This is a genomic window from Pseudofrankia coriaricola (assembly GCF_001854805.1).
Taxonomy (GTDB): domain Bacteria; phylum Actinomycetota; class Actinomycetes; order Frankiales; family Frankiaceae; genus Pseudofrankia.
Map to the genome: position 1 here is coordinate 17,064 of NZ_MBLO01000180.1, position 25,370 is coordinate 42,433.

At 72.1% G+C, this 25,370-nt stretch carries 12 protein-coding genes; 8 read left to right on the plus strand and 4 right to left on the minus strand.

What is annotated here, in order from left to right:
- Positions 1-324: 324 nt before the first annotated feature.
- From glgB to BCD48_RS21395, 4 genes are all read right to left on the minus strand, one after another.
- On the minus strand, positions 325-2,757 hold the full coding sequence (glgB, locus tag BCD48_RS21380; RefSeq protein ID WP_083418990.1) for a 1,4-alpha-glucan branching protein GlgB: 2,433 nt from the start codon (positions 2,755-2,757) through the stop codon (positions 325-327).
- Positions 2,758-2,905: 148 nt separating this feature from the next.
- Positions 2,906-4,381 (minus strand): maltokinase N-terminal cap-like domain-containing protein, encoded by a 1,476-nt coding sequence (locus BCD48_RS21385; protein WP_198543331.1) that lies wholly within the window; start codon positions 4,379-4,381, stop codon positions 2,906-2,908.
- Positions 4,382-5,097: 716 nt separating this feature from the next.
- Positions 5,098-6,801 carry a maltose alpha-D-glucosyltransferase gene (treS, locus tag BCD48_RS21390; protein WP_071050180.1) on the minus strand — a complete coding sequence of 568 codons (1,704 nt, stop codon included), beginning with the start codon at positions 6,799-6,801 and terminating at the stop codon, positions 5,098-5,100.
- The gene (locus BCD48_RS21395) at positions 6,798-8,783 is read right to left on the minus strand and encodes an alpha-1,4-glucan--maltose-1-phosphate maltosyltransferase (protein ID WP_198543332.1); all 1,986 of its coding nucleotides are present in this window, start codon (positions 8,781-8,783) and stop codon (positions 6,798-6,800) included. Before BCD48_RS21395 ends, treS begins: the two co-directional genes overlap by 4 nt.
- A gap of 1,526 nt (positions 8,784-10,309) precedes the next feature.
- Between BCD48_RS21395 and BCD48_RS21400 the strand changes: the two genes are divergently transcribed.
- From BCD48_RS21400 to BCD48_RS21435, 8 genes are all read left to right on the plus strand, one after another.
- A complete protein-coding gene (locus BCD48_RS21400) occupies positions 10,310-10,885 on the plus strand; it encodes a TerD family protein (RefSeq protein WP_071050181.1) in 576 nt (191 codons plus the stop codon).
- Between the two features lie 441 nt (positions 10,886-11,326).
- Positions 11,327-12,466, plus strand: coding sequence for a DUF475 domain-containing protein (locus tag BCD48_RS21405; RefSeq protein WP_071050203.1), 1,140 nt, complete (start codon positions 11,327-11,329; stop codon positions 12,464-12,466).
- Positions 12,467-12,751: 285 nt separating this feature from the next.
- Positions 12,752-13,423: a TerD family protein gene (locus BCD48_RS21410; RefSeq protein ID WP_071050182.1), complete on the plus strand. Its 672-nt coding sequence runs from the start codon at positions 12,752-12,754 to the stop codon at positions 13,421-13,423.
- A 167-nt stretch (positions 13,424-13,590) separates the two neighbouring features.
- The gene (locus BCD48_RS21415; protein ID WP_241841901.1) at positions 13,591-14,340 is read left to right on the plus strand and encodes a hypothetical protein; all 750 of its coding nucleotides are present in this window, start codon (positions 13,591-13,593) and stop codon (positions 14,338-14,340) included.
- Between the two features lie 283 nt (positions 14,341-14,623).
- Positions 14,624-16,315 carry an Hsp70 family protein gene (locus BCD48_RS21420; protein WP_071050184.1) on the plus strand — a complete coding sequence of 564 codons (1,692 nt, stop codon included), beginning with the start codon at positions 14,624-14,626 and terminating at the stop codon, positions 16,313-16,315.
- Positions 16,316-17,221: 906 nt separating this feature from the next.
- Positions 17,222-21,733, plus strand: coding sequence for a zinc ribbon domain-containing protein (locus BCD48_RS21425; RefSeq protein WP_071050185.1), 4,512 nt, complete (start codon positions 17,222-17,224; stop codon positions 21,731-21,733).
- A 550-nt stretch (positions 21,734-22,283) separates the two neighbouring features.
- A complete protein-coding gene (locus tag BCD48_RS21430; RefSeq protein ID WP_241841902.1) occupies positions 22,284-23,723 on the plus strand; it encodes a glycoside hydrolase family 26 protein in 1,440 nt (479 codons plus the stop codon).
- Positions 23,724-24,085: 362 nt separating this feature from the next.
- A complete protein-coding gene (locus BCD48_RS21435; RefSeq protein WP_071050187.1) occupies positions 24,086-25,279 on the plus strand; it encodes an HpcH/HpaI aldolase/citrate lyase family protein in 1,194 nt (397 codons plus the stop codon).
- Positions 25,280-25,370: the final 91 nt, after the last annotated feature.

Here is a 25,370-nt window from a genome sequence, read left to right on the forward strand (position 1 = left end):
GGTCGCGCCTCCGGGGACGTCCCCACGAGCGAAGCGAAGTGGCCCTACGGATGGGTCTGCTTCGGACGGGTGACGTTCAGCGGCGGGTGACCGTGCTGGGCGCGGAGGCGCGCCTCGCGGAGGCCCGGCCACGGAGCGAAGCGAACGTGGTTGGGCCGCAGCGAGGTCGCCGGAGCGCCCGTGAGCGCAGGAGGACACGGCCCGGAGGTAGCCCGCGAGCCGCCAGGCGAGCGGGCTGCCGGAGGGCCGTGCCCGGACGGAGCGAACCAGCAACAACCTTCCCGACCGGCCCGAGGCTTGTTCCGGAGCGGACCAGAAATACCCCTACTCCTCACCCTCGTATGCGAACCAGATGGTCGCCAGAGCCGGGAGGGTGAGTGGGGCCGAGGCGGGCTGGCCGTGGTGAGGCTCGTCGGAGGCATACACCGCGCCGAGGTTGCCCTGGCCGGCGCCGCCGTAGCCGCTGGCGTCGGTGTTCAGGACCTCCCGCCAGCGCCCGGCGCGGGGCAGGCCGAGCCGGTAGCCGTAGTGCGGTGCACCGGAGAAGTTCGTGACGCAGGCGAGCATCGTCGGCCCGTGGCCGGCGGCCGCGGGCTCGGTCGCGGCGGCCTCGGGGCGCGGGGGTGCCCCATGGGAGTTCGGGTGGCCGGTCACGGGCTGGTCGCCGAGGCGAAGGAACGACAGGACGTTGTTCTCGGCGTCGTTGGCGTCGATCCAGCCGAAGCCGCTCGGCTCGTTGTCGCGGGTCCACAGCGCCGGCGTGGCGCGGTAGGCGCGGTTGAGGTCGGTGACCAGGCGGGAGACGCCGCGGTGGCCCGGGTCGTCGAGGCGGTACCAGTCGAGCGTTGTCGACTCGTCCCATTCCCGCTCCTGGGCGAACTCGCTGCCCATGAACAGCAGCTGCTTGCCGGGATGTGCCCACATGTAGGCATAGAGCGCGCGCAGGTTCGCCAGCTGCTGCCAGCGGTCGCCGGGCATCTTGCCGAGCAGCGAGCCCTTGCCGTGCACGACCTCGTCATGACTGAACGGCAGCATGTAGTTCTCGGAGTAGGCGTAGACCATCGAGAACGTGACCTGGTTGTGGTGGTACATCCGGTAGATGGGCGCCTTGGTCATGTAGTCGAGCGTGTCGTGCATCCAGCCCATGTTCCATTTGAACCCGAAGCCGAGGCCGCCGAGGTGGGTCGGGCGGGTCACGCCGGGCCAGGACGTGGACTCCTCGGCGATCATCATCGCGCCGGGCGCCTTGCGGTAGACCGTCGCGTTGACCTCCTGCAGGAATGCCACCGCGTCCAGGTTCTCCCGGCCGCCGTGGATGTTCGGCACCCATTGGCCCTCTGGGCGGGAGTAGTCGAGGTAGAGCATCGAGGCGACGGCATCCACCCGCAGGCCGTCGATGTGGAACTCCTCGAACCAGTACAGGGCGTTCGCGACCAGGAAGTTGCGTACCTCGGAGCGGCCGAAGTCGAAGACGAAGGTGCCCCAGTCCGGGTGCTCGCCGCGGCGCGGGTCGCCGTGCTCGTACAGCGGCGTGCCGTCGAACCGGCCGAGGGCCCAGTTGTCCCGCGGGAAGTGCGCGGGCACCCAGTCGACGAGCACCCCGATGCCGGCCTGGTGTAGCGCGTCCACCAGGTAGCGGAAGTCGTCGGGGCTGCCGAACCGGGAGGTCGGCGCGTAGTACGCGGAGACCTGGTAGCCCCAGGAGCCGCCGAACGGGTGCTCGGCGACCGGCAGGAACTGGACGTGGGTGAACCCGGTTTCCTTGATGTAGTCGACCAGCTCGGTGGCCAGCTGGCGGTAGGACAGACCACGGCGCCACGAGCCCAGATGCACCTCGTAGACGGACACAGGCGCCGCGTGCCAGAGCGTGCCGGCGCGTTCGGCCATCCACGCCTCGTCCGACCAGGAGTAGTCGGATTCGTACACCACGCTGGCGGTCGCCGGCGGGGTCTCGGTGTGCATGGCCATCGGGTCGGCCTTCTGCCGCCAGACCCCGTCGAAACCGAGGATCTCGTACTTGTAGCGGGTGCCGGTGTCGATGCCGGGCACGAACAGCTCCCAGATGCCGGTGTGGCCCAGCGAGCGCATCGGGAAGGCTCGGCCATCCCAGAAGTCGAAGTCGCCGACCACCCGCACGCCGCGCGCGTTGGGCGCCCAGACAGCGAAGCTGATCCCGCTGACCACCCGGCCGTCCTCGGCGGCGTAGCGGCGCACGTGCGCGCCCAGGACGGTCCACAGCCGCTCATGGCGGCCTTCGGCGATCAGATGCAGGTCGATCTCGCCGACCGTCGGCAGGTACCGGTAGGGATCGTCGACGAGGTAGCGCCCGTCGGGGTAGCCGACCTCCAGCCGGTAGTTCGGCACCTGGCCCCAGGGGACGGCGACGGCGAAGACACCGCCGCTGTGCAGCCGGGTCGCCTCGTACCGCTCCTCGCCAACGACCACGGCGACGCCCACCGCGTCCGGGCGCAGGGCCCGCACGATGGTCCAGTCACCGGCCTGGTGGGCGCCCAGGACCCCGTGCGGGTCATGGTGGCGCCCGTTGACCAGCCGGTCGAGGTCGGCGCGGGGCAGGTCAACATCGGGCAGCGGGGCGAGGACAGCCGGCGCGGCGGAGGCCGGCGGGCGGCCCTCGGCGGCCGGCGACCGTCCGGCCGCTCCGTCTGAGCTCGCGGGCTGCCCGGCCGTGGCGCCCACCATCTCGCGGGCCGGGCCGGCGGCCGATGGCCTGGGGCGACCGTCGTCGGTGTCGATCACTGCTTCTCCCAAGCTTGTCCGGCTTGCGTCACCAAATTTCTCGCCGCGGCGGCCGAGGGCCGCGCGACCGGGCCTGCCGGCCCCGTCCCCTGGCGGTTTCACGTGGTATGCCCCCGGAACGGGGTCGCCACGCGAGGCCGCGCGGGCCTCATACCGCGGCCGATCCCGTCGCCAGCGGCGGGCGCAGCGAGGTGAGGCGGCGCACCGCCCCGAGTGGGATCTCTATCCAGGCCGGCCGGTGCCGCGCCTCGTACAGCACCTCGTAGACGGCCTTGTCGAGTTCGAAGGCGCGCAGCGCGACCTCGAACGCCGCCAGGTCGAGACCGCTGCCGGCCTGGTAGCCGGCGAGGAAGGCTCCCTGGTTGCGGTCGGCCCACTCGCGGGCGCGATAGCCGAGCCCCTCCTCGCCCTGGCGCTCCAGCAGCATTGACTGGGCCGCGTAGTCGAACGAGCGGAGCATGCCCGCGATGTCGCGTAGCGGTGAGGCCAGCCGGCGCCGTTCCGGCACCGGCCGGGCGGGCTCACCCTCGAAGTCGAACAGCACCCAGCCGCTGTCGGTGCGCAGCGCCTGGCCCAGGTGCAGGTCGCCGTGGACCCGCTGGAACGGTGGCGCCGAGGTCTCGGTGGCCAGCGCCTCGAAGGCGGCGCGGGCGCCGGCCTCGTAAGGGGCGAGCCGCGGAACGCCGGCCAGCGCCACGTCGAGCCGGGAATGCAGTTGGCTGGCTGTCGCGCGCAGCGTCGCGCGGTCGACGGGGACGGTGGGGAAGCAGCGGGCGAGCAGCGTGTGTACCTCCGCGGTGGCATGGCCCAGCCGCTCGGACTCGCCGGCGAAGTCACCGCCCACCTCGTCGGCGTGTAGGTCGCCCTCGGCGTAGAGGTCCCGCACGCTCGTCTGCGCGAGCTTCCAGCCCTCGGTGCCGCTTCGCAGGTACTCCTGCATGAACGCGAACGTGGTCGGCCCGTCCGGGTCGCCGCCGGCGGTCTCGATGCCCGCGGCCGCCGCCTCGGCGGCGACCGCGTCGTCCTCGGTCGCCGAGGTCGCCGAGGTTGCGGAGGCGGGTCCGGAGAGGCGCCCGTCGAGCCAGGCGAGCGGGCGGGCGACGTGCGGGCTGCCCGCGTCGGCCAGCGCCCTGGTCACCTCGAGGTCGGGGTTCACACCAGGCCAGAGCCGGCGGAACACCTTCAGGATGTACGCCTCGCCATAGATGATCGACGTGTTGGACTGCTCGGCGCCGACGGAGTGCGCCGGCAGCTCGGCCAGCGGCGTCACGGCATGCGCGGCCAGCCCGTCCCGGCTGCGCTGGGCGGCGAGGAAGTCGAGCAGGGCGGCACTGCCGTCCGGGTCGTGCAGCCCGTCGTAGACCAGCCCGCTCGATGCCTCACCCAGCAGGAAGCCGGAGTGCCCGTGCGGCGCGTCGGGCCGGATCACCAGCGGGACCTGGTAGTTGTCGGCCGGCCCGCCGTCGTCATAACGGACCTCGACGACCAGATGGCGTAGCAGGTCGGAGACCCCGACGTCCTGGCGGATCTCCAGTCGCGCGCCGGGGCGGCCCTTGCCCGCGAACCAGCGCTGTTTGGGTAGCCAGTCTGTCAGCAGAGACCCGAGCTCGGAGTGGTCTCGCACGGTCGACCTCCCTTTGGCCGGAGGCAATGCGATCATGTTTTCGCCGCACTGCCGGAGGCCTACGCGATGTCACAGGTCCAGGAGCGGTGCGACCCAGTGGCAGGTTGGTCGCACAGCCGGAGAGCCGTCGTCCCCGGAGCCGCGGGCCGGGTTCCCGCGGGATCGGCTTCGCCGGTCCCGCGGGTCCGTGATCCCCCACCGACCGGGTGAACCCGAGCGAACCGGGGTCAGAGTGGGCGGATCGACGGAGGAGGTACTCCCCGCGTGCATCGGATGTAAGCACTGTTCAGTTCAGTGGTTCCCCCGAGAGGCCGACCAAGACCGGCGACCTTGCGGCGGCCGCTCCGGCTGCCCCCAGCGGTCCGGCTGAAGTTCGAGCTTGACGTCAGTGGCCGGCAGCCGCCCTGGGCGGACGGGATCGCCTTCGGCGAACATATGCGGCGCCCACCATGAAGCCGGCCTTCGCCAGCGGCCGCGGTGGGCCGCACCGGAACGGGCGTACTGCCTGTCTGTCAACCTAACGGACATGCCGCCCGGGAGACAGCACTTGTTCAACTGATTTTCGCGGGGATGGCAAACGGTGCCCAACCGTAGGCAGTCGCCGCGCGAACCTGGCGCTGACTCAACCAGACCCAGGCGCTTCCCACGACGACAGCCCTCTGCTGGAACCATCGGACGCGCGGTGCCCGGCGGACAGGGTGCTTCGTACCCCTCGTTCAGGGGGTGAATTCCCCGGCCGTCGTGAGGGCGAACCAGTAGTGGCCGTGGCCGGGCAGGGTGAGCAGGTAGGGCAGCTCGCCGATCGGGGGGAAATGCACCCGGCCGAGCAACTCCACCGGAACCATTCCCTCGAATCGCCGCAGGTCCAGCTCCACCGGCTGGGCGAACCGGGAGAGGTTCGCGACGCACAGCACCCGGTCGTCGCCGAGGGTACGCACATAGGCGAACACGGACGGGTTCGACGCGGCCAGTTCCTCGAAAGCGCCGAGGCCGAAGACCTGGTGCCGTTTGCGCACCTCGATCATCCGCTTCGTCCAGGACAGGAATGACGTCGACAGCCGCGTCCCCGCCTCGACGTTCAGGCCCTGGTAGCCGTAGACCGGGTCCATGATCGGCGGCAGGTAGAGCCGTGCCGGGTCGGCGGTGGAGAAGCCGCCGTTGCGGTCCGGCGACCACTGCATCGGGGTGCGCACACCGTCCCGGTCACCCAGGTAGATGTTGTCGCCCATGCCGATCTCGTCGCCGTAGTAGATCACCGGGGAGCCGGGTAGCGACAGCAGCAGCGAGGTGAACAGCTCCATCTGGTCGCGGCTGTTGTCCAGCAGCGGGGCGAGCCGGCGGCGAATGCCGATGTTCGCCTTCATGCGCGGGTCTTTTGCGTACTCGGTGTACATGTAGTCGCGCTCCTCGTCGGTCACCATCTCAAGGGTGAGCTCGTCGTGGTTGCGCAGGAAGATGCCCCACTGGCAGTTCGGCGGGATAGCCGGCGTCTGCGCGAGGATCTCGGAGATCGGGTAGCGCGACTCCCGGCGCACCGCCATGAAGATGCGCGGCATCAGCGGGAAGTGGAACGCCATGTGGCACTCGTCGTCGTTGCCGAAGTACTGCACGACGTCCGACGGCCACTGGTTCGCCTCGGCGAGCATGACCCGGTCGGCGTACTTGGCGTCGATCTCCTTGCGGACCCGCCGCAGGTACTCGTGGGTCTCCGGCAGGTTCTCGCCGTTGCTGCCGTCCTGGACGTAGAGGTAGGGCACCGCGTCGAGGCGGAACCCGTCGATCCCGAGATCCAGCCAGAAGCGCAGGACCTCCAGCATGGCGTCCTGGACGTCGGGGTTGTCGAAGTTCAGGTCCGGCTGGTGGGAGAAGAACCGGTGCCAGTAGTACTGGCCGCGCACCGGGTCCCACGTCCAGTTGGACTTCTCCGTGTCGACGAAGATGATCCGGGCGTCCGGGTAGCGGTCGTCCGTGTCCGACCAGACATAGAAGTCGCCGTACGGGCCCGCCGGGTCCGACCGCGACGCCTGGAACCAGGGGTGCTGGTCGGACGTGTGGTTCAGCACCAGGTCGGCGATGATCCGGATACCCCGCCTGTGTGCCTGGTCGACCAGCTCGACGAAGTCCCCCAGGTCCCCGAACTCGGGCAGGATCTGGAAGTAGTCGGAGATGTCGTAGCCGCCGTCCTTCAGGGGCGACTCGTAGATGGGCAGCAGCCACAGGCAGTCGACGCCGAGCCACTGCAGGTAGTCCAGCTTGCTGATCAGTCCGCGGATGTCGCCGGTGCCGTCGCCGTTGGAGTCGGCGAAGCCCCGGATCAGCACCTCGTAGAAGACCGCCCGCTTGTACCAGAGCGGGTCGCTGGAAAGCCGGTCGCCGAGCAGCGGCTCGGCTCCGGTCTCCGGCCCCCCGTCGCCAGTCACGAGCGCCGCGCCAACGTCAGCACATGCGCTGGCTCGACGAACGGGTCGAGCCGGACGTAGTTCTCCTTGCCCCACGTGTAGGTGGCGCCAGTGATCTCGTCCCGGACGTCGAAGGTGTCCCACCACTCGAGACCGAGGGCGGGCATGTCAAGTCGCACTGTTGTCTCCCGGGCCGCATGCGGGTCAAGGTTGACGATGACGAGGACGACGTCGGCGTCCGGTCCGGTTCCGGACCGCTTCGAGTACGCGATGATCTCGTCGCCATCCGCATGGTGGAGGTGCAGGTTGCTCAGCCAGTGCAGTGCCGGGTGGGCGCGCCGGACGGCGTTGAGCCTGCGCAGGTAGGGCGCGAGCGACGCCCCGCTACGTTCGGCCGCGGCCCAGTCGCGCGGGCGGTACTGGTACTTCTCCGAGTCGAGGTACTCCTCGCTGCCCGGGCGTACCGGCACGCGCTCGTAGAGCTCGTACCCCGCGTACACGCCCCAGGTCGGGGAGAGCGTCGCCGCCAGCGCCGCGCGGATCCGGAACGCCGCCTGGCCGCCGTGCTGCAGGTACTCGCTCAGGATGTCCGGGGTGTTCACGAAGAAGTTGGGCCGCATGTAGTGCGCGCCCTCGACGAGCTCGCGAGCATACTCCTCGAGCTCCCACTTCGCATTGCGCCAGGTGAAATAGGTGTACGACTGGGTGAATCCCACCTTCGCCAGCGTGTGCATCATGGCCGGCCGGGTGAAAGCCTCCGCGAGGAAGAGCACGTCCGGCTCCGTCGCCTTCACCTCGCGGATGAGCCACTCCCAGAACTCCACCGGCTTCGTGTGCGGGTTGTCCACCCGGAATATGCGAACACCGTGCGCGGTCCAGTGGCGGACCACTCGCAGGACCTCCCGGTAGATGCCCGCGGGGTCCGTGTCGAAGTTCAGCGGATATATGTCCTGGTACTTCTTCGGCGGGTTCTCGGCGTACGCGATCGAACCGTCGGAACGCACCGTGAACCATTCTGGGTGCCGCTTGGCCCACGGGTGGTCGGGAGCGCACTGGAGTGCCAGGTCCAGCGCGACCTCCATGCCCAGCGAGCGGGCCCGCGCGACGAACTGGTCGAAGTCCTCGAGTGTTCCCAGGTCGGGGTGCACGGCGTCGTGGCCGCCGTGCTCGCTGCCAATCGCCCAGGGCGAGCCCGGGTCATCGGGGCTGGGGACGAGGGTGTTGTTCGGGCCCTTGCGGTTCACCTCGCCGATCGGGTGGATCGGCGGCAGGTAGACGACGTCGAAGCCCAGCTCGGCGATCGCGGGCAGCCGTTCCGCCGCGGTGAGGAAGGTGCCCGAGCGGGGCGGGTCCAGGGACGCGCCCTCGGACCGGGGGAAGAGCTCGTACCAGCTCCCGTAGAGCGCGCGCTCGCGGTCGACCCAGACCCGCTGCAGCGGTGAGCGGGTCACCAGCTCCCGCATCGGGTAGCGGGCCAGCAGGTCGGTGAGCTCCGGGTCGCACGCGGGGGTGATGCGCGCGAAGGGATCGTCGACGGAGTCGTCGCGCAGCGCGGCGGCGGCGCGCGCCACCGCCGCCCGCTCGCTCTCGGGCACCCCGGGCAGCGCGCGCAACAGCAGGCGCGCGCCGTCCTCGAAGTCGACGGCAAGCTCGTCGGTGGTCTGTCCCGCGCCCACCTTCAGCTCGATGCCGTGCACCCAGGTCGCGAGGGGATCCGCCCACGCCTCGATCCGGAAGCCCCACAGGCCCTGCGCGGTTACTGTGAGATCGGCTTCATAACGATCGGTTCCGGCCGCGACCAGCCGCATCCGGGTGAACGGTGCGCCAAGCCCGTCTGGGCCTGACAGCACCGCGTTCACCCCGATGAGGTCGTGACCTTCCCGAAACACGGTAGCGCCCACGGTGATGGTTTCGCCGATCACCGCGCGCGAGGGCCAACGGCCACACGAGACGGCCGGGGTGACGTCGGAGATGACGACCCGGCCTACTGAACGTCCGATCATCACATCGACCTTATCCAGGCGAACCACGCCCCAATGATCCGCCTCCCAGATGGCAAATGGCGACACCCCAACGTGAACTCAGTGAGACCACCGGATGCCCCAAGTTGTGGGCCGGGAGGGCGTACCCTGGGTGCGTCCGCGCCAAGGGGTCGGTCGGCCCGTGGTCGATGTTCCCAGGTTGGGCCGACGAAACCACGTAATCCGCCGCCAGATGCGCACCGGCTCGGGCACCGGCCGTGCCGACGCCGTCCACCGCGGTGTCCCGCCGACCGACCGTGGTGGACCGACGGACGCGAAATCGCCCGTTTCCATGGCACGTTCGGGCTGTGACATTGGTTCGCTCCGTGCGGGCGGCGCGCTCCGGCCCCGTACTCGCTTCGCTCCCACGGGACCTCCGCGCGCCGTCCTCCTCCGCGAACGTGCGCTGCGGCGACCTCCGCTGCGGCCCCCCCCTACGTCGCTTCGCTCGTAGGAGGGCCTCCGCGGAGGCGCGCCTCCGCGCCAGCTCGGTTGTGTTTCGTCGTACGTCACCAAACCGAGACCGCGCTCCGTGCGGACGGCGCGCGGAGGTCCCGTACTCGCTTCGCTCCCACGGGACCTCCGCGCGCCGTCCTCCTCCGCGCCAGCTCGGTTGTGTTTCGTCGTACGTCACCAACCCGAGACCGCGCCCCGCCCGGGCCGCTTCGCTTTGCTCGTGGGGGAGCCTCCGCGCCAGCTCGGTTGCGTGCCGCTTGAACGGATCAACGTTGGCCAGCTTCTGCGTGGGGGGCACTTCGCTTCGCTCGTGGGTGGCCTTCGCGGCTGGTCGGCACGGAATCCGCAACCAGTACCAGTCCCAGTCCGGACGTTCCACGAGCGAAGCGAGGTGGCTCCGCAGGGTCTGAATGTGGATCGGGGCCGGTCTTGGATTGGTGCCGCTCAAGCGAGAGGCGACCGTGCTGGGCGCGGAGGCGTGCCTCCGCGGTGGGCCCGGCCACGAGCGAAGCGAAGTGGCCTCCCGAGACGGTGGCTTCGGGTTGGCGACGTACAGCGTGACGCAACTGAGCTGGCGCGGAGGCGCGCCTCCGCGGAGGCCCGGCCACGAGCGAAGCGAAGTGGCCCCCCGAGACGGTGGCTTCGGGTTGGCGACGTACGGCGTGTCGTCACTGAGCTGGCGCGGAGGCGTGCCTCCGCGGAGGCCCGGCCACGAGCGAAGCGACGTGGTCGGGCCGCAGCGGAGGTCGCCGTAGCGCCCGTGAGCGGAGGAGGACGGCGCGCGGAGGTCCCGTGGGAGCGAAGCGAGTACGGGGCCGGAGCGCGCCGCCCGGACGGAGCGAACCATAAACACGGCGCGCCGCCCGCGTTGGGAACTTCCGGCCCGCCATCATTCGTATGGCTCGTAGAAGTCCCGGCGGATGCCGCCCAGGCGGGCGAGCGTCCGGTCTGCCCACCTATGGGCATAGGCTGCCGATCACATTGGCAGCGAGCCGGGGCGAGGGTGCTCGGGGCGCCGAAGCCCCGTCCGCACGGACAGCGGGAGGAACACAGTGGGAGTCAGCCTCAGCAAGGGTGGCAACGTCTCGTTGTCGAAGGAGGCGCCCGGTCTCACGAGCATGATCGTCGGCCTCGGCTGGGACGCTCGGACGACGACCGGGAGCGACTTCGACCTGGACGCGAGCGCGATCGCCTGCCGCGCCGACGGCCGGGTGCTCTCCGACCAGTACTTCATCTTCTTCAACAACCTGCGCAGCCCGGACGGCGCGATCGAGCACCAGGGCGACAACCTCACCGGTGAGGGTGAGGGTGACGACGAGCAGGTGAAGATAAACCTCGGCAGCCTGCCGTCGGAGATCGACAAGATCGTGTTCCCGGTGTCGATCTACGATGCCGAGGCGCGTCAGCAGAGCTTCGGCCAGGTGCGCAACGCCTTCATCCGGATCGTCAACGACCTCGGTGGCGCCGAGATCGCTCGGTACGACCTGTCCGAGGACGCGTCGACCGAGACCGCCATGATCTTCGGTGAGGTCTACCGGCACGGCAGCGACTGGAAGTTCCGCGCGGTCGGCCAGGGCTACGCGACCGGCCTGCGCGGCATCGCGCAGGACTACGGCGTCAACGTCTGAGGCGCTCCCGCGGCCCGGGCGCGCAGCGCCCGGCCGCCGGGCAGCGGGTTCTGCCGGGTCGTGTTCGCCGACCCGGCGGAACCATCGGTCCGACGGGTGACGCCCGGTGCGAGGCGGCCGGCGGAGGGTGGCCGTTCAGGTCGGGACGGTGATTGTTGGCATCGTGTCGCCCGCTTGTCACTTTTGTCCGTGGTGGTGCTGGCTACGATGCCGAGAGCCGCGCAAGTACCACGAGCGTGTCGAAGGTCGTTCGTCCGGTGGCCCAGATCACCGGAGCCACACGGCGCCGCCAGGCGCGGGTGGACGGCCGGGTGCTCGGGCCGGCGCGACAGACGGCGGCGCCGATGACGGCGGTGCGGCGGACTCCGGCGGACCGGAGCCGTAGTGCCAGGGCGCCCGCCGGTCACATCCCTCGACCGGTCCGCGGAGGTGCTGGTACTGGTGCACATCTTGCGGATCTTTGGTTGGTCCTTCGCGATAACCGCCGTGGTCATCGCGGGCGCCGGCGTGCTAGGCGGCTGGCACGCCGCCGCGATCGTGACGATCCTGGCGGTCCTGGAGATCAGCCTGTCGTTCGACAACGCGGTGATCAACGCGACCATCCTGGGTCGGATGAGCCCGGTCTGGCAGCGGCTGTTCCTCACCGTGGGTGTGCTCATCGCCGTCTTCGGGATGCGGTTGATCTTCCCGATCGTTGTTGTCGCGCTTACCGCGCACCTTGGCCCGGTACAGGTCATCGACCTGGCGGTCAACTCGGACAAGGTGAGCGACGGGTTCACCTATGCCGGCCATCTGCACAACGCCCACCCGGCGATCGCGGCCTTCGGCGGCATTTTCCTCTTCATGATCTTCCTGGACTTCATGTTCGACCCCGAGCGTGAGGTCCAGTGGCTGCGCTGGATCGAGGAGCCGCTGCGCAAGGCTGGCCAGCTCGACGTCATTCCCGTGGTGCTCGGGCTGGTCGCGCTGCTCGTGGTCGGCGAGGCGTTCTCCGACGGCCACACCGAGCAGGTCCTCGTCGCCGGGCTCGCGGGCCTCGCGACCTATCTGGGCGTGCGCGGTCTCGGCGAGTTCTTCGAGGCACAGGGGATCGGCGCCGACGAGGAGGACGGCGACGCCGAGGCGGAGCCGGGCGCCGTCGCCAAGCGCGGCGGCGTGGTCCAGGCGACGGGGAAGGCCGCGTTCTTCCTCTTCCTCTACCTCGAGGTCCTCGACGCGTCGTTCTCGTTCGACGGCGTCGTCGGCGCGTTCGCCATCTCGCAGGACATCTTCGTCATCGCCGCCGGCCTGGGCATCGGCGCGATGTACATCCGGTCGCTCACGGTCTACCTGGTGCGGCGGGGAACGCTGTCGGAGTACGTGTTCCTGGAGCACGGTGCTCACTACGCGATCGGCGCGCTCGCCATCATTCTCGCCGTGTCGATCGAGACCGAGGTTCCCGAGATCGTCACCGGGCTGATCGGCGTCGCCTTCATCGGTCTCGCCCTGCTGTCGTCGATGCGACACCGCGACGCGAACCGTGACGAGGGCGACGAGGCTGGCGAGCAGGAGGTGCCGGAACCAGTCGGCGCCAAGTCCTGACCGCGTGCTGACCGCGCGGCCGCGGGAGAAGACGGGCAACGGTCAGGCAAAACGCGGCCTTCACATCGGCCGCCCGTCCCGTGCCTGTTCACGGGCCGGGCGGCCAGCCGGGTGGAAGCCCCTCCCGGGGCAGGGCCGTGACGGCGATACTCCACCACTTCTACCGCCGTGCAGAATGGTTGGCGGGGTCGTCGGGCCGGTGACGGCCGGGAGGTCTGCCCCGGGGACGCCCCCGGTCTCCCCGATCCGACGGGCCGCCGCGGACGACACCGCAAAGGAGCGGACATGGCAATCGACTACTCGAAGCGTCCGAGTGACACGCCTGGCGCGGCGCCCGGCGTGTCCCTGAGCAAGGTCACCCTCACTAAGTCCGCCCCCTCCGTGTCGCTCTCCAAGCAGGGCGGCGGCGGGCGGCTGCACGTCAACCTCAACTGGAACACGGGCGCCGCCCCCCAGAAGGGCGGCTTCCTCAAGCGCGTGCTCGGCGCGAATGGCGGGATCGACCTCGACCTCGCCGCCATGTTCGAGCTGTCCAACGGACAGTCCGGCGTGGTCCAGGCCCTGGGCAACAGCTTCGGGTCCTTCGACGCCCCGCCGTTCGTCAACCTGGATGCCGACGACCGGACGGGGGCGGCGGTCGGCGGTGAGAATCTCTACGTCAACCTCGCGCAGGCGGCCCACATCCGCCGAATCCTGATCTTCGCGTTCATCTACGAGGGCGTCGCGTCCTTCGACCAGGCCGACGCGGTCGTGACGCTGACCCCGGCGCAGGGCGCGCCGATCGAGGTTCGCCTCGACGAGAAGGCCGGCGGCTCCCGGATGTGCGCGATCGCACTGCTCACGAACAACGGCGCCGGCGACTTCACGGTCAGCCGGGAGGTCCGCTACGTCGGCGGTCACCGTGATCTCGACAAGGCGTACAACTGGGGTCTGAACTGGACTCCGGGCCGCAAGTGACCGAGCCGCACTCCCGTCGCCGCCGAGAGCGGTCCGGCCGCTGGTTTCCCGGGCCGGACCCTCTCGGGCCGTCCGGACAGGGCCAGGGCGCTGGCCCGGACGACGGCGACGCGGCGGGGCTCCCCGGAATGGGGGGCCCCGGCGGTGCCCCGACGACGCTGCCGATCATGTCGGTGTCCGACGGGGCGCGCGGCAAGCCCTCGGCCGCGAACGCCGTCGACATCTCCCCGATCTCGAACCCGCGAGGTATGTCGGGCAGGCCCGGTGGGGCGCTCGACGGCCGGCCGTCCTTCGACGGTGGCCCTTACGACAGCTACGACCCGGTCGACGAACCAACGAACGGTGGCCCGGACTGGGGCGCGCCGGCCCAGCGGCCCCTCACGCCCCCGGGCGGCGAGCGCGTGGCCGGCGGAATGCCGGCCGGGCTCGCTGTGGGCCCGCCGACGCCGCCGGGCGGGGCCGCCGGTGACCTGGTCGAGCAGCTGGCCACACTCGCCCGCCGGGTGGACGAGCTCGCGCGGCTGCGCCGGCACGACGTCGAGATGGTCGACCGGCTGCACGAGGAGAACACCCGGCTGCGCCAGGGCGAGCTGACGGAGGCGATGGCGCCTCTGCTGCGCGGCCTGATCAGGCTGCACGACCAGATGTCCAGCCTCGGCGCGGACGATCCGCAGAGCGTCGCCGGGATCCTGCGCAAGCAGCTTCTGCAGGTACTCGATATCGCCGCCGACGTGCGGCCATACATCGCCGTGCCAGGCAGCCAGTTCGATCCGACGCGCCACCTCGCGCTGCGCGGCATCGGGACCGATGAGCCCGCGCGCGACCGCACGGTCGCCCGCGGCGTCCGGCCCGGCTTCGTGCGTGGCACCTCGACCGTGCTGCGCCCCGCCGAGGCCGAGGTCTACCGCCACCGGTAAGAGCCTCCCCCACCGATCTGCCGGGTCGCTCCTTTTCCGATGGTCCGGCGCTGGTCGGGGGTCGGTGTGTCAGATCGGCGGGGACCCCTGGCCACTGCTACCGGTGACCGCACGGCGCCCGGGTAGGCGTGGATGCAAGGTCCATGTGAAAACGGGGGGAGGACTCGGCGCAGCGGGCTGGATGGGGGCGGTGGCGAGGGGGATGGTTGCGGTAGGTACAACACATAGAGACATGTAGTCAGGCGCGTGACGGGCAGGGCGCGTCGGAAGGGACGGTGGCGGCGTGGCGGAGGGCGACGGCGCCCGGGGCGCCAAGGTCTTCGGGATCGACCTGGGCACGACGTACTCGTGTATCGCGCGGCTGGACGAGTACGGCCGGCCTGACGTGATCCGCAACATCGAGTCGCAGCCGACCACTCCGTCGGTGGTGCTGTTCGACGAGGGTGCCGACAGTCAGGTCTCGTTCGTCGTCGGCACCCAGGCCAAACGGCAGCTGCGCATCCGGCCGGACGACGTGGCGAGCCTGGTCAAGCGGCACATGGGCACGTCCGACTGGCGGTTCGTCGCGCACGGCGTCGAGTACACGGCGGCCGCCGTCTCCAGCCTCGTCCTCAAGGCGCTGGTCTCGGACGCCGAGCGGGCCACCGGCGGTCCGGTGACCGACGTCGTCATCACCGTGCCCGCCTACTTCGGCGACGAGGAGCGCAAGGCGACCAAGCTCGCGGGCGAGCTCGCCGGGCTCAACGTCGTCGACATCATCAACGAGCCCACGGCCGCCGCGTTCGCGTACGGGTTCGCCCAGGATGGCAAGGCGGAGTCGACCGTCCTCGTCTACGACCTCGGCGGCGGCACCTTCGACACGACGGTGATCCGGCTGCGCGAAGGCGGCATCACGGTCGTCGCCACGGACGGCGACCACGAGCTCGGCGGCGCCGACTGGGACCTGGAGCTGGTCCGCCACCTCGCCCGCCGGTTCGTCGAGGCGCAGCCCGACGCCGGCGACCCGCTCGACGACGTCTACGACGAGCAGGAGCTGCTCACGTCCGCGGAGGACACGAAGCTCGCGCTGTCGGGCCGGGAGAGCGTCGACGTCCTCGTGGTGCACGGCGGCCGGCGCACCAGCGTGCAGGTGACCAGGACGGCCTTCGAGGAGCTCACCAAGCCGCTGCTCGACCGCACCATCGAGCTCACCCGCTCGGTGCTGGACCGGGCCAGGGAGAAGGGTGTCGAGAAGATCGACACCTGCCTGCTCGTGGGCGGCATGAGCAAGTCGCCGGCGGTCGCCCGGCGGCTCGCGGAGGAGTTCGGCCTGGTCTGCAAGCTGGTCGACCCGGATCTCGCCGTTGCCAAGGGCGCCGCGGTCTACGGCCAGAAGAAGGCCCTGGAGCGCGCCGTCCACGACGACCTGGTCAAGGCGGGGCGGATCGGGGCCGACGACGATCTCACCGCGGCCTCGGACGCCGACATCGCCGCGGCGGCGGCCGAGCGGGCGGGGGAGGTGGGCCTCCCGGCCGCGGCGGTCGCCGGCCTGGTGCGCACCACCGTCACCAACGTCACGTCGCGCGGCTTCGGGATCTTCGCCGAGGACCGGGGCCGGCCGGTGGCGGCCTTCCTCGCCCACCAGAACGACCCGTTGCCGATCTCGGTGACCAGGACCTTCTACACCGTCACCGACGACCAGACCGAGGTCGACATCCGTGTCTTCGAGCAGGGCACCGCGGTCGCGTCGCCCGTCATCGAGGACAACAAGGTCATCGTCGCCGACGCGCTGCGCGGCATCCCGTCCGGCCATCCCAGGGGCACGCCCGTCGAGGTGAGCTTCGTGATGGGCCGCGACCAGACGATCGAGGTGCGCGCCACCCATCCGGGTACCCCGGAGCCGCTGGTGCTGCGGGTCACCGCCGGCGTGGGCAGCGAGGCACTGCGCACCGCCGAGGCCGAGAAGGTCGGCAAACTCGTCGAGCGCCGCGAGTAGCTGTATTGCTGGTTCGCTGTATTTCTGGTTCGCTCCGTCCGGGCGGCGCGCTCCGGCCCCTTACTCGCTTCGCTCCCAAGGGACCTCCGCGCGCCGTCCTCCTCCGCTCACGGGCGCTCCGGCGACCTCGCTGCGGCCCGCCTACGTCGCTTCGCTCGTAGGAGGGCCTCCGCGAGGTGCGCCTCCGCGCCCAGCGCGGTTGCTTGCCGCTGTACGTCACGAGACCACAAGACGCGTGCGCGGGGTCCACGTCGCTTCGCTCGTGGGCCGGGCCTCCGCGGAGGTGCGCCTCCGCGCCCAGCACGGTCACCCGCCGCTGAACGTCACCTATCCGCGGCAGGCCCATCCGTAGGCCACGTCGCTTCGCTCGTGGAGACGCGAAGACCGCACGAGCGAAGCGACGTACCCAGACGAGCGCTGTGGCTTCGGGTTGGCGACGTACAGCGGCACGCAACCGAGCTGGCGCGAAGGCGCACCTCGCGGAGGCCCGGCCCCGGAGCGAAGCGAACGGGGCCGGGCCTCCGCGAGGTCGCCGGAGCGCCCGTGAGCGGAGGAGGACACGGCCCGGAGGTAGCCCGCGAGCCGCCAGGCGAGCGGGCTGCCGGAGGGCCGTGCCCGCACGGAGCGAACCATGTCAACCTTCCCGCCCAACCCGGCCCGACTTCGGCCCCGACGCCTGGAAACCCGTTGTATCGGCGCCTCAGGGCGGTCCGTAACCTGGGTGGCGTATGGATCCGGCCGCCGGGGGCGCCGGTCTGTTGCCGTCGAGTGACGTCGCCCGGTTGACGGTGGCGGCGCGATCGCGAGGCTCGGTATCCGGGCGGCTGCCCGTTCGGCTCTGACGGTGGCGGATGTACGGGGCGGCTGGCGCCCGCTCGCTCGGCACGGCGTTACATGAGGTGAGGCGTGAGCGCGGCGTTTGATGGCAGCGGATACCGCCAGCGGGTGCTGGCGGTGCTGCGCGCGCGCTCTCCGCTGCGGCTCGACGACCCGTTCTTCGTCGCCGATCTGGATCCCGAGGGCGGGGACACCGACGCCGAGGTGCAGGCGAGGCTCGCTCGGGTGCTCGCGTTCCTGCAGCGGGAGCGCAGCTCGGCGAAGTACGCGACGCTCGCCGCGGAGCTCGTCCGCCGCCGGGCGGAGTGGGAGGCGCCGCTGCGTGACGCCGAGGCGCGGGAGCGGACCCGCCAGCGGGTCGTCGAGGCTCGCCGGGACGGCGACACCGAGCGGCTCGCCAAGGTCGACGGCTACCTGGCCACCGTGCGCGAGCGGTTCGGCGGCATCCCGATCTCCCGGGTCGAGGGCCTGCGCCGCCTCGCCGCCCAGGCCGGGGTGGTCGGCGAGCGCTTCGACACACGGCTAGCCAGGGAACGGCTCATCGACGACGCGGCCGGGGTGGGCGTCGCGCCGCTGCCGGCCGACGCGCGCGGCCAGATCCGGGAGCGGCTCGACGAGCTGCGGGCCCTGCGCCGCGGCGACCACGCCTCGACCGCCTCGCTGTGGGCCTTCCTCGGAGTGGGGCCCGACGGGCCGCCGGCCCGGCTCGTGGCCGCGTACGAGGCGGTCGCGGCGGTGAACGCCCGCCGGCCGCACGACCGGGAGAAGACGGTGACCGCGGACCTGCTCGCGCTGGTCCGCACCCGCCTGCTGGAGGGCGACCCGGCCGCCTACACCGCCGGCCTGCTCGCCGACGCGGCCGACGAGCTGCGTGCCGCGGTGGAGGAGCACGTCCTCCTGGACGGCGAGATCACCGCGGTCGCCTTCGAAGGCCTGATGCGCCGGACGCTGGGCGCCGGCCGTGGCCTGTCGGCGGCCCAGGTCAGATCGGTCGTGCTGGGCCTGGCCCGCGACCTGGGCGTCCCGGTGAGCACCGGCGCGACGGTCGACTTCGTCGTCTGCCCTGGCTGCGGGCGCCCGGAACCGGTCGGCGAGGTCCGGGTCTGCCGGTACTGCGACACCGATCTCTACATCGTCTGCCCCACCTGCGGGCGGCTGACCGAGGCGGCGGCCGCCGTCTGCCGGCAGTGCGGGCAGAGCGTCCGCCAGTCCAGGGACGCGACGGAGGCGCTCACCGCGATCCGCCGCGCGCTCGACGACGGCAGGCCGGCCGAGGCGGTCGAGCTGATCGGCCGGGCGCGGCCGGCGCTCGCCGCCGTGGGCGCCCCCGCCATCGCCGCCGGTGACGAGCTCGCCGCGCGCGTGGCGGCCGCCCTCGCCGCCGCCGACGCGGGGTGGCGGGCGCTCGCGGACGACCGTGGCGCGGGCCGGGCCGAGGCCGCGCTGGAGCGGGCGCGCTGGCTGGTCGCGCAGGCGGCCGACGTGCCCGGCCCGGACGGCCGAGGCGCCGCCGAGGTTCTCGAAGAGCTGACCATGGCCCAGGCGATGATCCGGCGGCGGGTGGACGCGGCGCTCGCGTTGCCGCCGGCGGCGCGGGAGGCCGCGCTCGTCGCCGTGCTGGCCAGCGCCTCGGACAGCCCGGAGGCCCTCGCGGCGCTGGCCGCTCTCCCGCTCGCGCCGGTGGTCGACCTGGCCGCGATGCCGGCCGGGGGCGCCTCCTCGGGTGCCGCCGGGGCGGTGCTGCTGCGCTGGCGGGCCGCCGACACCGCGACGCCGTTGTCGTTCCGGGTGGACCGGGTGGTCGCCGGGACGCTCGGCGCCCCGCCGGCCCGCTTCGCCCTCGGTACCACCACGGCCATGGAGCTGACCGATGCCGGCGCGCCCGCGTGGACGCCGGTGTATTACGAGGTGACGGCGGTCTCCGGCAGCCGCCACTCGCCGGTCGCGCGGACCGAGTCGCTGGTCCTCAGCCGGGACGTCGAGGGGCTCCGGGCCCAGCAGACCGCGGACGGTGTCCGGCTGACCTGGCGCCTGGAGGGCCCGGTCCAGCTGGTGACCGTCGAGCGGGCGGTCGAGGCGGTCGAGGTGCTCGAACCGATGGAGGCGCTCGACGACGGGAGCGCCGGCCCGCCCACCGGGGGGCTCGCGGTGGGCGACGGGGAGCCTCGGGACGTGGACCGTTCGGTCCGGCATACCCGGGTCAGCGGCGGGGTGCTGACCGATCCGGACGTGCAACCGGGTGTCACCTACCGTTACCGGCTCTCGGTGGAGTATGTCGAGGGCGACGGCTCGCCCGCCCGCACGCCGGGCGTGGAGACCTCGGTCGCGGTGGCGCTGCGGCCGCGGCCGGTCCTCGACCTGTCCGTCGCGTTCGCGGGTGGCGAGACCATGCTGCGCTGGACGGCGCTTCCCGGTTCGGACGTGCGGATCTACGCCACGTCGGGCGTGTTGCCGGACACGGCGGCGCCGGCAGCGGGCCGGTACCCGACGCAGCCATCCGCCCCGGCTGGGCCGTTCGGACCAGAGAACACCGACCTGCCGCTGGGCGCCGCCACGGGGCCGGCCCGCCTCGTCGGCGCGAGCCGGCGCGGCCGGCTGCTGGACTCGGCCGCGGTCGGCCCGGTGATCTACACCCCGGTCAGCGTTCTCGGCGGCAGGGGTGTCGTCGGCCGGCCGGTCCAGCACGTGGCCCCCGGCGGGGTCACGGAGCTGCGCGTCGAGGACCGGGGCGACGAGCTGGTGCTGTTCTTCCGTCTCGCGGCTGGGCTGACCGAGGCCAGGGTGCTCTGGCGGCGTGACCGGATGCCGACCGGCCCGGACGATCCCGTGGCCTCGGCCGCGACGGTGACCATCGCGGGTCTCGCCCTGCGCGGTGGTGGCTGGCGGCTCGCCGCGCCGCGCGATGGCTGGCCGTACTACGTGTCCTGCTTCCCGGTGTTCCGGGTGAACGGCCAGCCGCGCGCCGCGTCGGCCGGCGCCGAGCTGCTCGCCCGGGCGCCCGCCGTGCCGCTTCCGGCCGCCGGAAGCGGCACCGGGCCGATGGCCCTGCCGGGAGCTCCGGCCGGGCCGGAGGCGTCCTATCTCACGCCACTGCCGCCCGGCCCGCCGACCGGCGCGTTGCCTGTCCCCACCGGGGCCATGCCGGTGCCGTCTCCCGCCAGCGCCGCGCTGCTCCTCCCGTCGGCGACGTCGGCGATGCCCATGGCACCGGCGCGCGGTCACGCGCAGCCACCTGGTGCCGTGCCGCTGCCCGGCCCGGCGCCGGCCGCCGGGCCGGGCACCGCCGGGATGCCGGTCGGTCTGGGCAGGGCGCCCGCGCCCGCGGGGCCGCCCGTGTCCTCTCCGGGCGCGGCGCCGCCGGTGCCGCCACCCGCCGTGATGCCGCATGTGCCGCCCCCGGCGGCCGTTCCGCCCGTACCGTCGCCTGCCGGGATGCCATCGGCGGGGATGCCAGGAGCCCCACCGCCCGGAGCGGTGCCGCCCATGCCGCCCTTGGGCCAGGGGCAGGCCTCGGTGCCGCTTCTCCCCTCGCCCCCCGCCCCGGTGGCCGGGCCGGGGGTGCCGCCGGGCCCGCGGGGCCAGGCCGCACCCGCCGGGCCGTTGCCGCCGATGGTGAACCCGCCGACGTCGGGCTCTGGACTGCCTGTCATGCCCAGGCCAGGGGCGCCGGCCCAGCCCGGCCAGGAGCCGCCCCCCGCGCCCATGCCGTCCACTCCGCCCGCGCCGTCGCACCAGCCCGCGCCGTCGCACCAGCCCGCGCCGTCGCACCAGCCAGCGCCGCCGTCGCCCGTGTCCGAGGCGGCCGCGTGGCCAGGCCCGGCGGGTTGGGCGAGCCCGCCGGCCCCGCCTCAGGGCCCAGCGGGACTGGCCGCGCTGCCGCCGTGGATCCCCGCCACTCCGACGGGTGGCACGGCTGGCTGGGATGGGCACCTTCCGGCGCTCGGCGCGCCCGCCTGGCCCGCGCCCGCGAACGGCCCGGCGGCGGGCCCGCGGCCTGGCTGGACGTTGCCGGCGATGCAGGGCGGCCTGTTCGCCCCGGCCGGTCCGGGCGGCCAGTTCGATGACGGCGCCGGGACGCCGGAGCACGTCGGGTACCAGGACCAGCTGACCCTCTCGCCACCGGACGAGTTCACCGGCCACGCCACCGTCCCGCCGCCGGCGGGCAGTCCCGGCGGCAGGTTCGACGACGGTGCCGGAGTGACCGCGGCGTCCGACGAGGACGCGGACGACGACCTGGCCGACGAGCCGCCGGAGGGCGGCTCGGGGGAGCCCTGGGTGGCCTACTCGGTGGCGCGCGCCGGCTGGCGGCGGCGCGTCCTGCGGGTCCGGGTCCGCAGCGGGGGCACCGTGCCCGAGCTGGTGCTCGTCGCCCGTCCCGGGACACTGCCGCCGGCGGAGCTCGCCGAGGGGCAGGCGCTCGCCCGGCTCGCGCCGTCCGCGCAGCGCGTCACCCGGACCATGGAGGTCCGTCTCGACGGCGCCCTGCTGCCCTGGGGGATCAGGGTGCTGCCCGTGGCCGACGGCGCGGACGAGCCGGTCACGGTCGAGCACCCGTCGGATGACGCACTCGTAGTTCGCTAGATGGGACTGGGGCGCGAGGGGGTCGCGAGGGTGACGCGCGGCCAGGGGCCGAGGGCGGGGCACTGACGTGGCCCAGATGGTTGACCTGACGTAGATCTTCCGTAGCTTCTTGGTTGGTTTGCGGGGGCGGTTGACGCCCTTTTGCCGGAATCGCGGCGCACATGCGGACAGCCGTCCCGAAATGTCCGGAAGTGTTTTCCCATGGGCGCTGCCGCGGGTGCCGGCACGGCGATTACCATGCTTGTGATCAAGTATTGCCGTGTATCCGAGGGTGCGCCGGTATTCGGCACGTCGTCCAGGGCCACGGTGGCGGGCGCCGTTTGGGAGGGCCGTTACGGCCGCTCCGGAGGGGACGGGGCCACGCGCCGCCGCTCGTGACGTGCGCCGACACCTCCGGGTGCTCCACACCCACGGCGGAAGGACGAGCCGGCGCCACGCGGTCGCCGCCTCGCCCGCCACGACCGAAAGGCAGCGCGTTCGCATGGCCTTGGCAGACAACGGTCGCCTGTCCCCTCCGGCGAGCCGTCCGGTTCAGCGAGCCGTCCATTCCATGCCCGCCGTAGCGGCGGGCGGACCCACCTGGCGCCGTTCCCGCCGGCGCCACTCCCGCCGGCGTCAGTTCGCCGCGCTGGCGAGCGTCTTCGCCGTCGCGCTGCTGACACTCACGGTGCCCGGCGTGACGGCCGCCTCAGCGGCCACCACACCGCCGGCCACCACACCGCCGGCCACCACGCCACCACTCGACCAGAGCGGGCAGACCAGCGGGGTGGCCGCCGTGCCGGCCCTGGCGATCGTGCTGTTCGACAGCGACATCGTGCTCGTCGGCGGCCGCGGCTTCCTCCCCGGCCAGGACGTGAAGATCGAGGCGGCCACCGAGCAGCTCGGCGGCTCGGCCTCCATGAAGGCAGGCGGCGAGGGTCGTTTCCTGCTCGGCTTCCAGCTGCCGGCCAGCTTCGCCGGGAAGGTGTCGGTGACCGCCACCCAGGGCGAGCGGAAGGCCTCCGGCGAGCTGGCCGTGGGTGGCCCGGCGCCGGCGCCGACGATCACGCCGACCGTGCCCGCGGGCGCGCCTGAGACGACGAGCAAGCTGGACACCGCCGGCAAGAACTCCGGGCTTCCGTGGATGTCCGGCGTCCATCCGGCGAACGAGATGCAGCCCTACCTGGACTTCGGCACGTGGCGGGGCCGGCAGGTCGACCTTGCCCACGTGTTCACGGTCCGCGAGCAGGGCTGGGACCCGATCGTCGAGCCGACCTGGCCGGTGGAGGACTTCGCCAGCTTCCCCGGCAAGCTGGTAATCAGCCAGCCGCTGTACCCGGAAGGGGTCGGCAACAACGCCGACTGCGCGAACGGCGCGTACAACGACCAGTGGAAGCGGTTCGGCACCTTCCTGGTGAACCACAACCGCGCCGACACGATCGTGCGGATCGGCTGGGAGTTCAACGGCTGGTTCATGTACTGGCACGTCGACGCCGACCCCACCAACTGGGTGAAGTGCTTCCAGAACGTCGCGACCGCGATCCGGTCCACCGACCCGGACATAAAGATCGACTGGACCTTCAACGCCCACAACTCGCCGGTCCCCGACGGGGGCTCGCCCTGGCCCGCCTACCCGGGTGACGAGTACGTCGACTACATCGGGATCGACCCGTACGACATGTTCCCGCCGTCACCCGACGAGGCCACCTTCGACCGGCAGTGCAACGACCCGAACGGCCTCTGCTACGCCGCCAAGATGGCCCGGGAGCACGGCAAGAAGCTCTCCGTCGGTGAGTGGGGCGTCACGTCCTGCTCCGGTGACCCTGGTGGCGACAACCCGCTCTACATCCGGAAGATGTGGGAGACGTTCGTCGCCAACAAGGACGTCATGGGCTACGAGTCGTACTACGACGACCCGATGCCGAACAACGTCTGTTCCACGATCTTGAATGGCGGGGTGAACCCCAACTCGGCCGCCGAGTACAAGAAGCTCTGGGACGGCGGGGTCTAACCGTCGTGCCGCCCTGTGAGCCGGCCCGCCCGCGGCGGGCCGGCTCACAGGGCAATGGCGAGGCCGCGCCGTCGCGGAAAGTAGCCATCCGATGATCGTCGCGTTGTGGCGGATGGCGACCGGGTGGATGCTGATCGGATCCGTAACCGGTTGAACCGGCTTGGTATGGAACGGCGGCATTACGGACAAATGTCGGAAAGGCGTCAGTGGGACGTTTCCCAGCGTCCCGCCCCTTCTGGAGGGTACGGTCCGACGCGTCGGACGTTCTCGCAGGTCCGGCGGCGCGTGAGCGCACCCCGGCGGGAATTCGCCGAGCCGCGCGCCCAGGGGCGAGGCCCGTCGAGCTAGAAGGAGCCGCTGCGGTGCGACACTTCGCCTTCCTCGACTCGGCGGCCAGTGACGCGTTGTTCCACCTGCCGCCGGTCGAGATCACCCGCGACGACGACCGGCGGATGGTCGCGACGGCACTCGGCGCGACGCTGTACGCGCCGGGGACCCGGCCGCGGCTCGCGGACGACGTGCGCCGTCAGTCGGCCGCCGGCGTCGCGTCGATGGTGCTGTGCCTCGAGGACGCGGTCGCCGACCACGAGGTGGCGGCGGCGCAGGCGAACGTGGTGCGCGCCCTCAACCAGCTGGGCGACGAGCCGCCACGCGTCGGCGACGACTCCGGCATGCTGTTCGTGCGGGTGCGCGCGGCCGAGCAGATCCCCGCCCTCATCGCCGGGCTCTCGGCCGCGGCGGCGGACGTGCTCACCGGCTTTGTGCTGCCGAAGTTCGTCGAGGACAGCGGCGAGCCGGCGCTCGAGGCGGTGCTGCGGGCCAGCGACACGATCGGCCGCCCCCTGTGGGCCATGCCCGTGCTGGAAAGCCCGGAGGTCATCTACCGGGAGACTCGGCTGGACACGCTGCGCGGGGTGCGCCGTCTCGTCGACAAGCACGCCGACCATGTGCTGGCGGTGCGGCTGGGCGCCACCGACCTGTCCGGGCTCTACGGGCTGCGCCGCGACCGCGATCTGACCATCTACGACATCGCCGTGGTGCGGGACTGCATCGCCGACATCGTCAACGTCTGCGCCCGCGGCGGTGACCACGTCGTCACCGGGCCGGTCTGGGAGTACTTCGCTCAGCCCGAGCGACTGTTCCTCAGCACGCTGCGGGTCACCCCGTTCGCCACGGCGGATCTCGCGAACCCGGACGTCCAGGGCCCCGCGCTGCGCCAGGACCTCGTCTCCGCCGACCTCGACCGGTTGATCAAGGAAGTCGTGCTGGACAAGGCGAACGGCCTGATCGGCAAGACCGTCATCCATCCCAGCCACGTCGCCGCCGTCCATGCCCTCTACGTCGTGACCCACGAGGAGTACGAGGACGCGCAGACGGTGCTCGCCGGCGAGTCGGGTGGCGTCCAGCCCAGCCGCTACGCGAACAAGATGAACGAGCTGCGCCCGCACCGGATCTGGGCGCAGACCGTGACCAGGCGCGCCGCCGCCTTCGGGGTGCTCCGCGAGGGCCACACCTTCGTCGACGTGCTCGCGGCCAGCCAGGTGGTGGCCGCTTGAAACCGCCGGCACCCGGCGGCTCGGCGACTGGCGGCTCGGCACCCGCGGCCGCGGGTGCCGGCCGCGCTGTGGTGGGCATCTCGGCCCCAGG

Bases quoted from the DNA above. Each gene is read 5' to 3' on its own strand.
- BCD48_RS21395 (WP_198543332.1), bottom strand. From the start codon at position 8,783: ATGATCGGACGTTCAGTAGGCCGGGTCGTCATCTCCGACGTCACCCCG.
- BCD48_RS21410 (WP_071050182.1), top strand. From the start codon at position 12,752: ATGGCAATCGACTACTCGAAGCGTCCGAGTGACACGCCTGGCGCGGCG.
- BCD48_RS21415 (WP_241841901.1), top strand. From the start codon at position 13,591: ATGTCGGTGTCCGACGGGGCGCGCGGCAAGCCCTCGGCCGCGAACGCC.
- BCD48_RS21430 (WP_241841902.1), top strand. From the start codon at position 22,284: ATGCCCGCCGTAGCGGCGGGCGGACCCACCTGGCGCCGTTCCCGCCGG.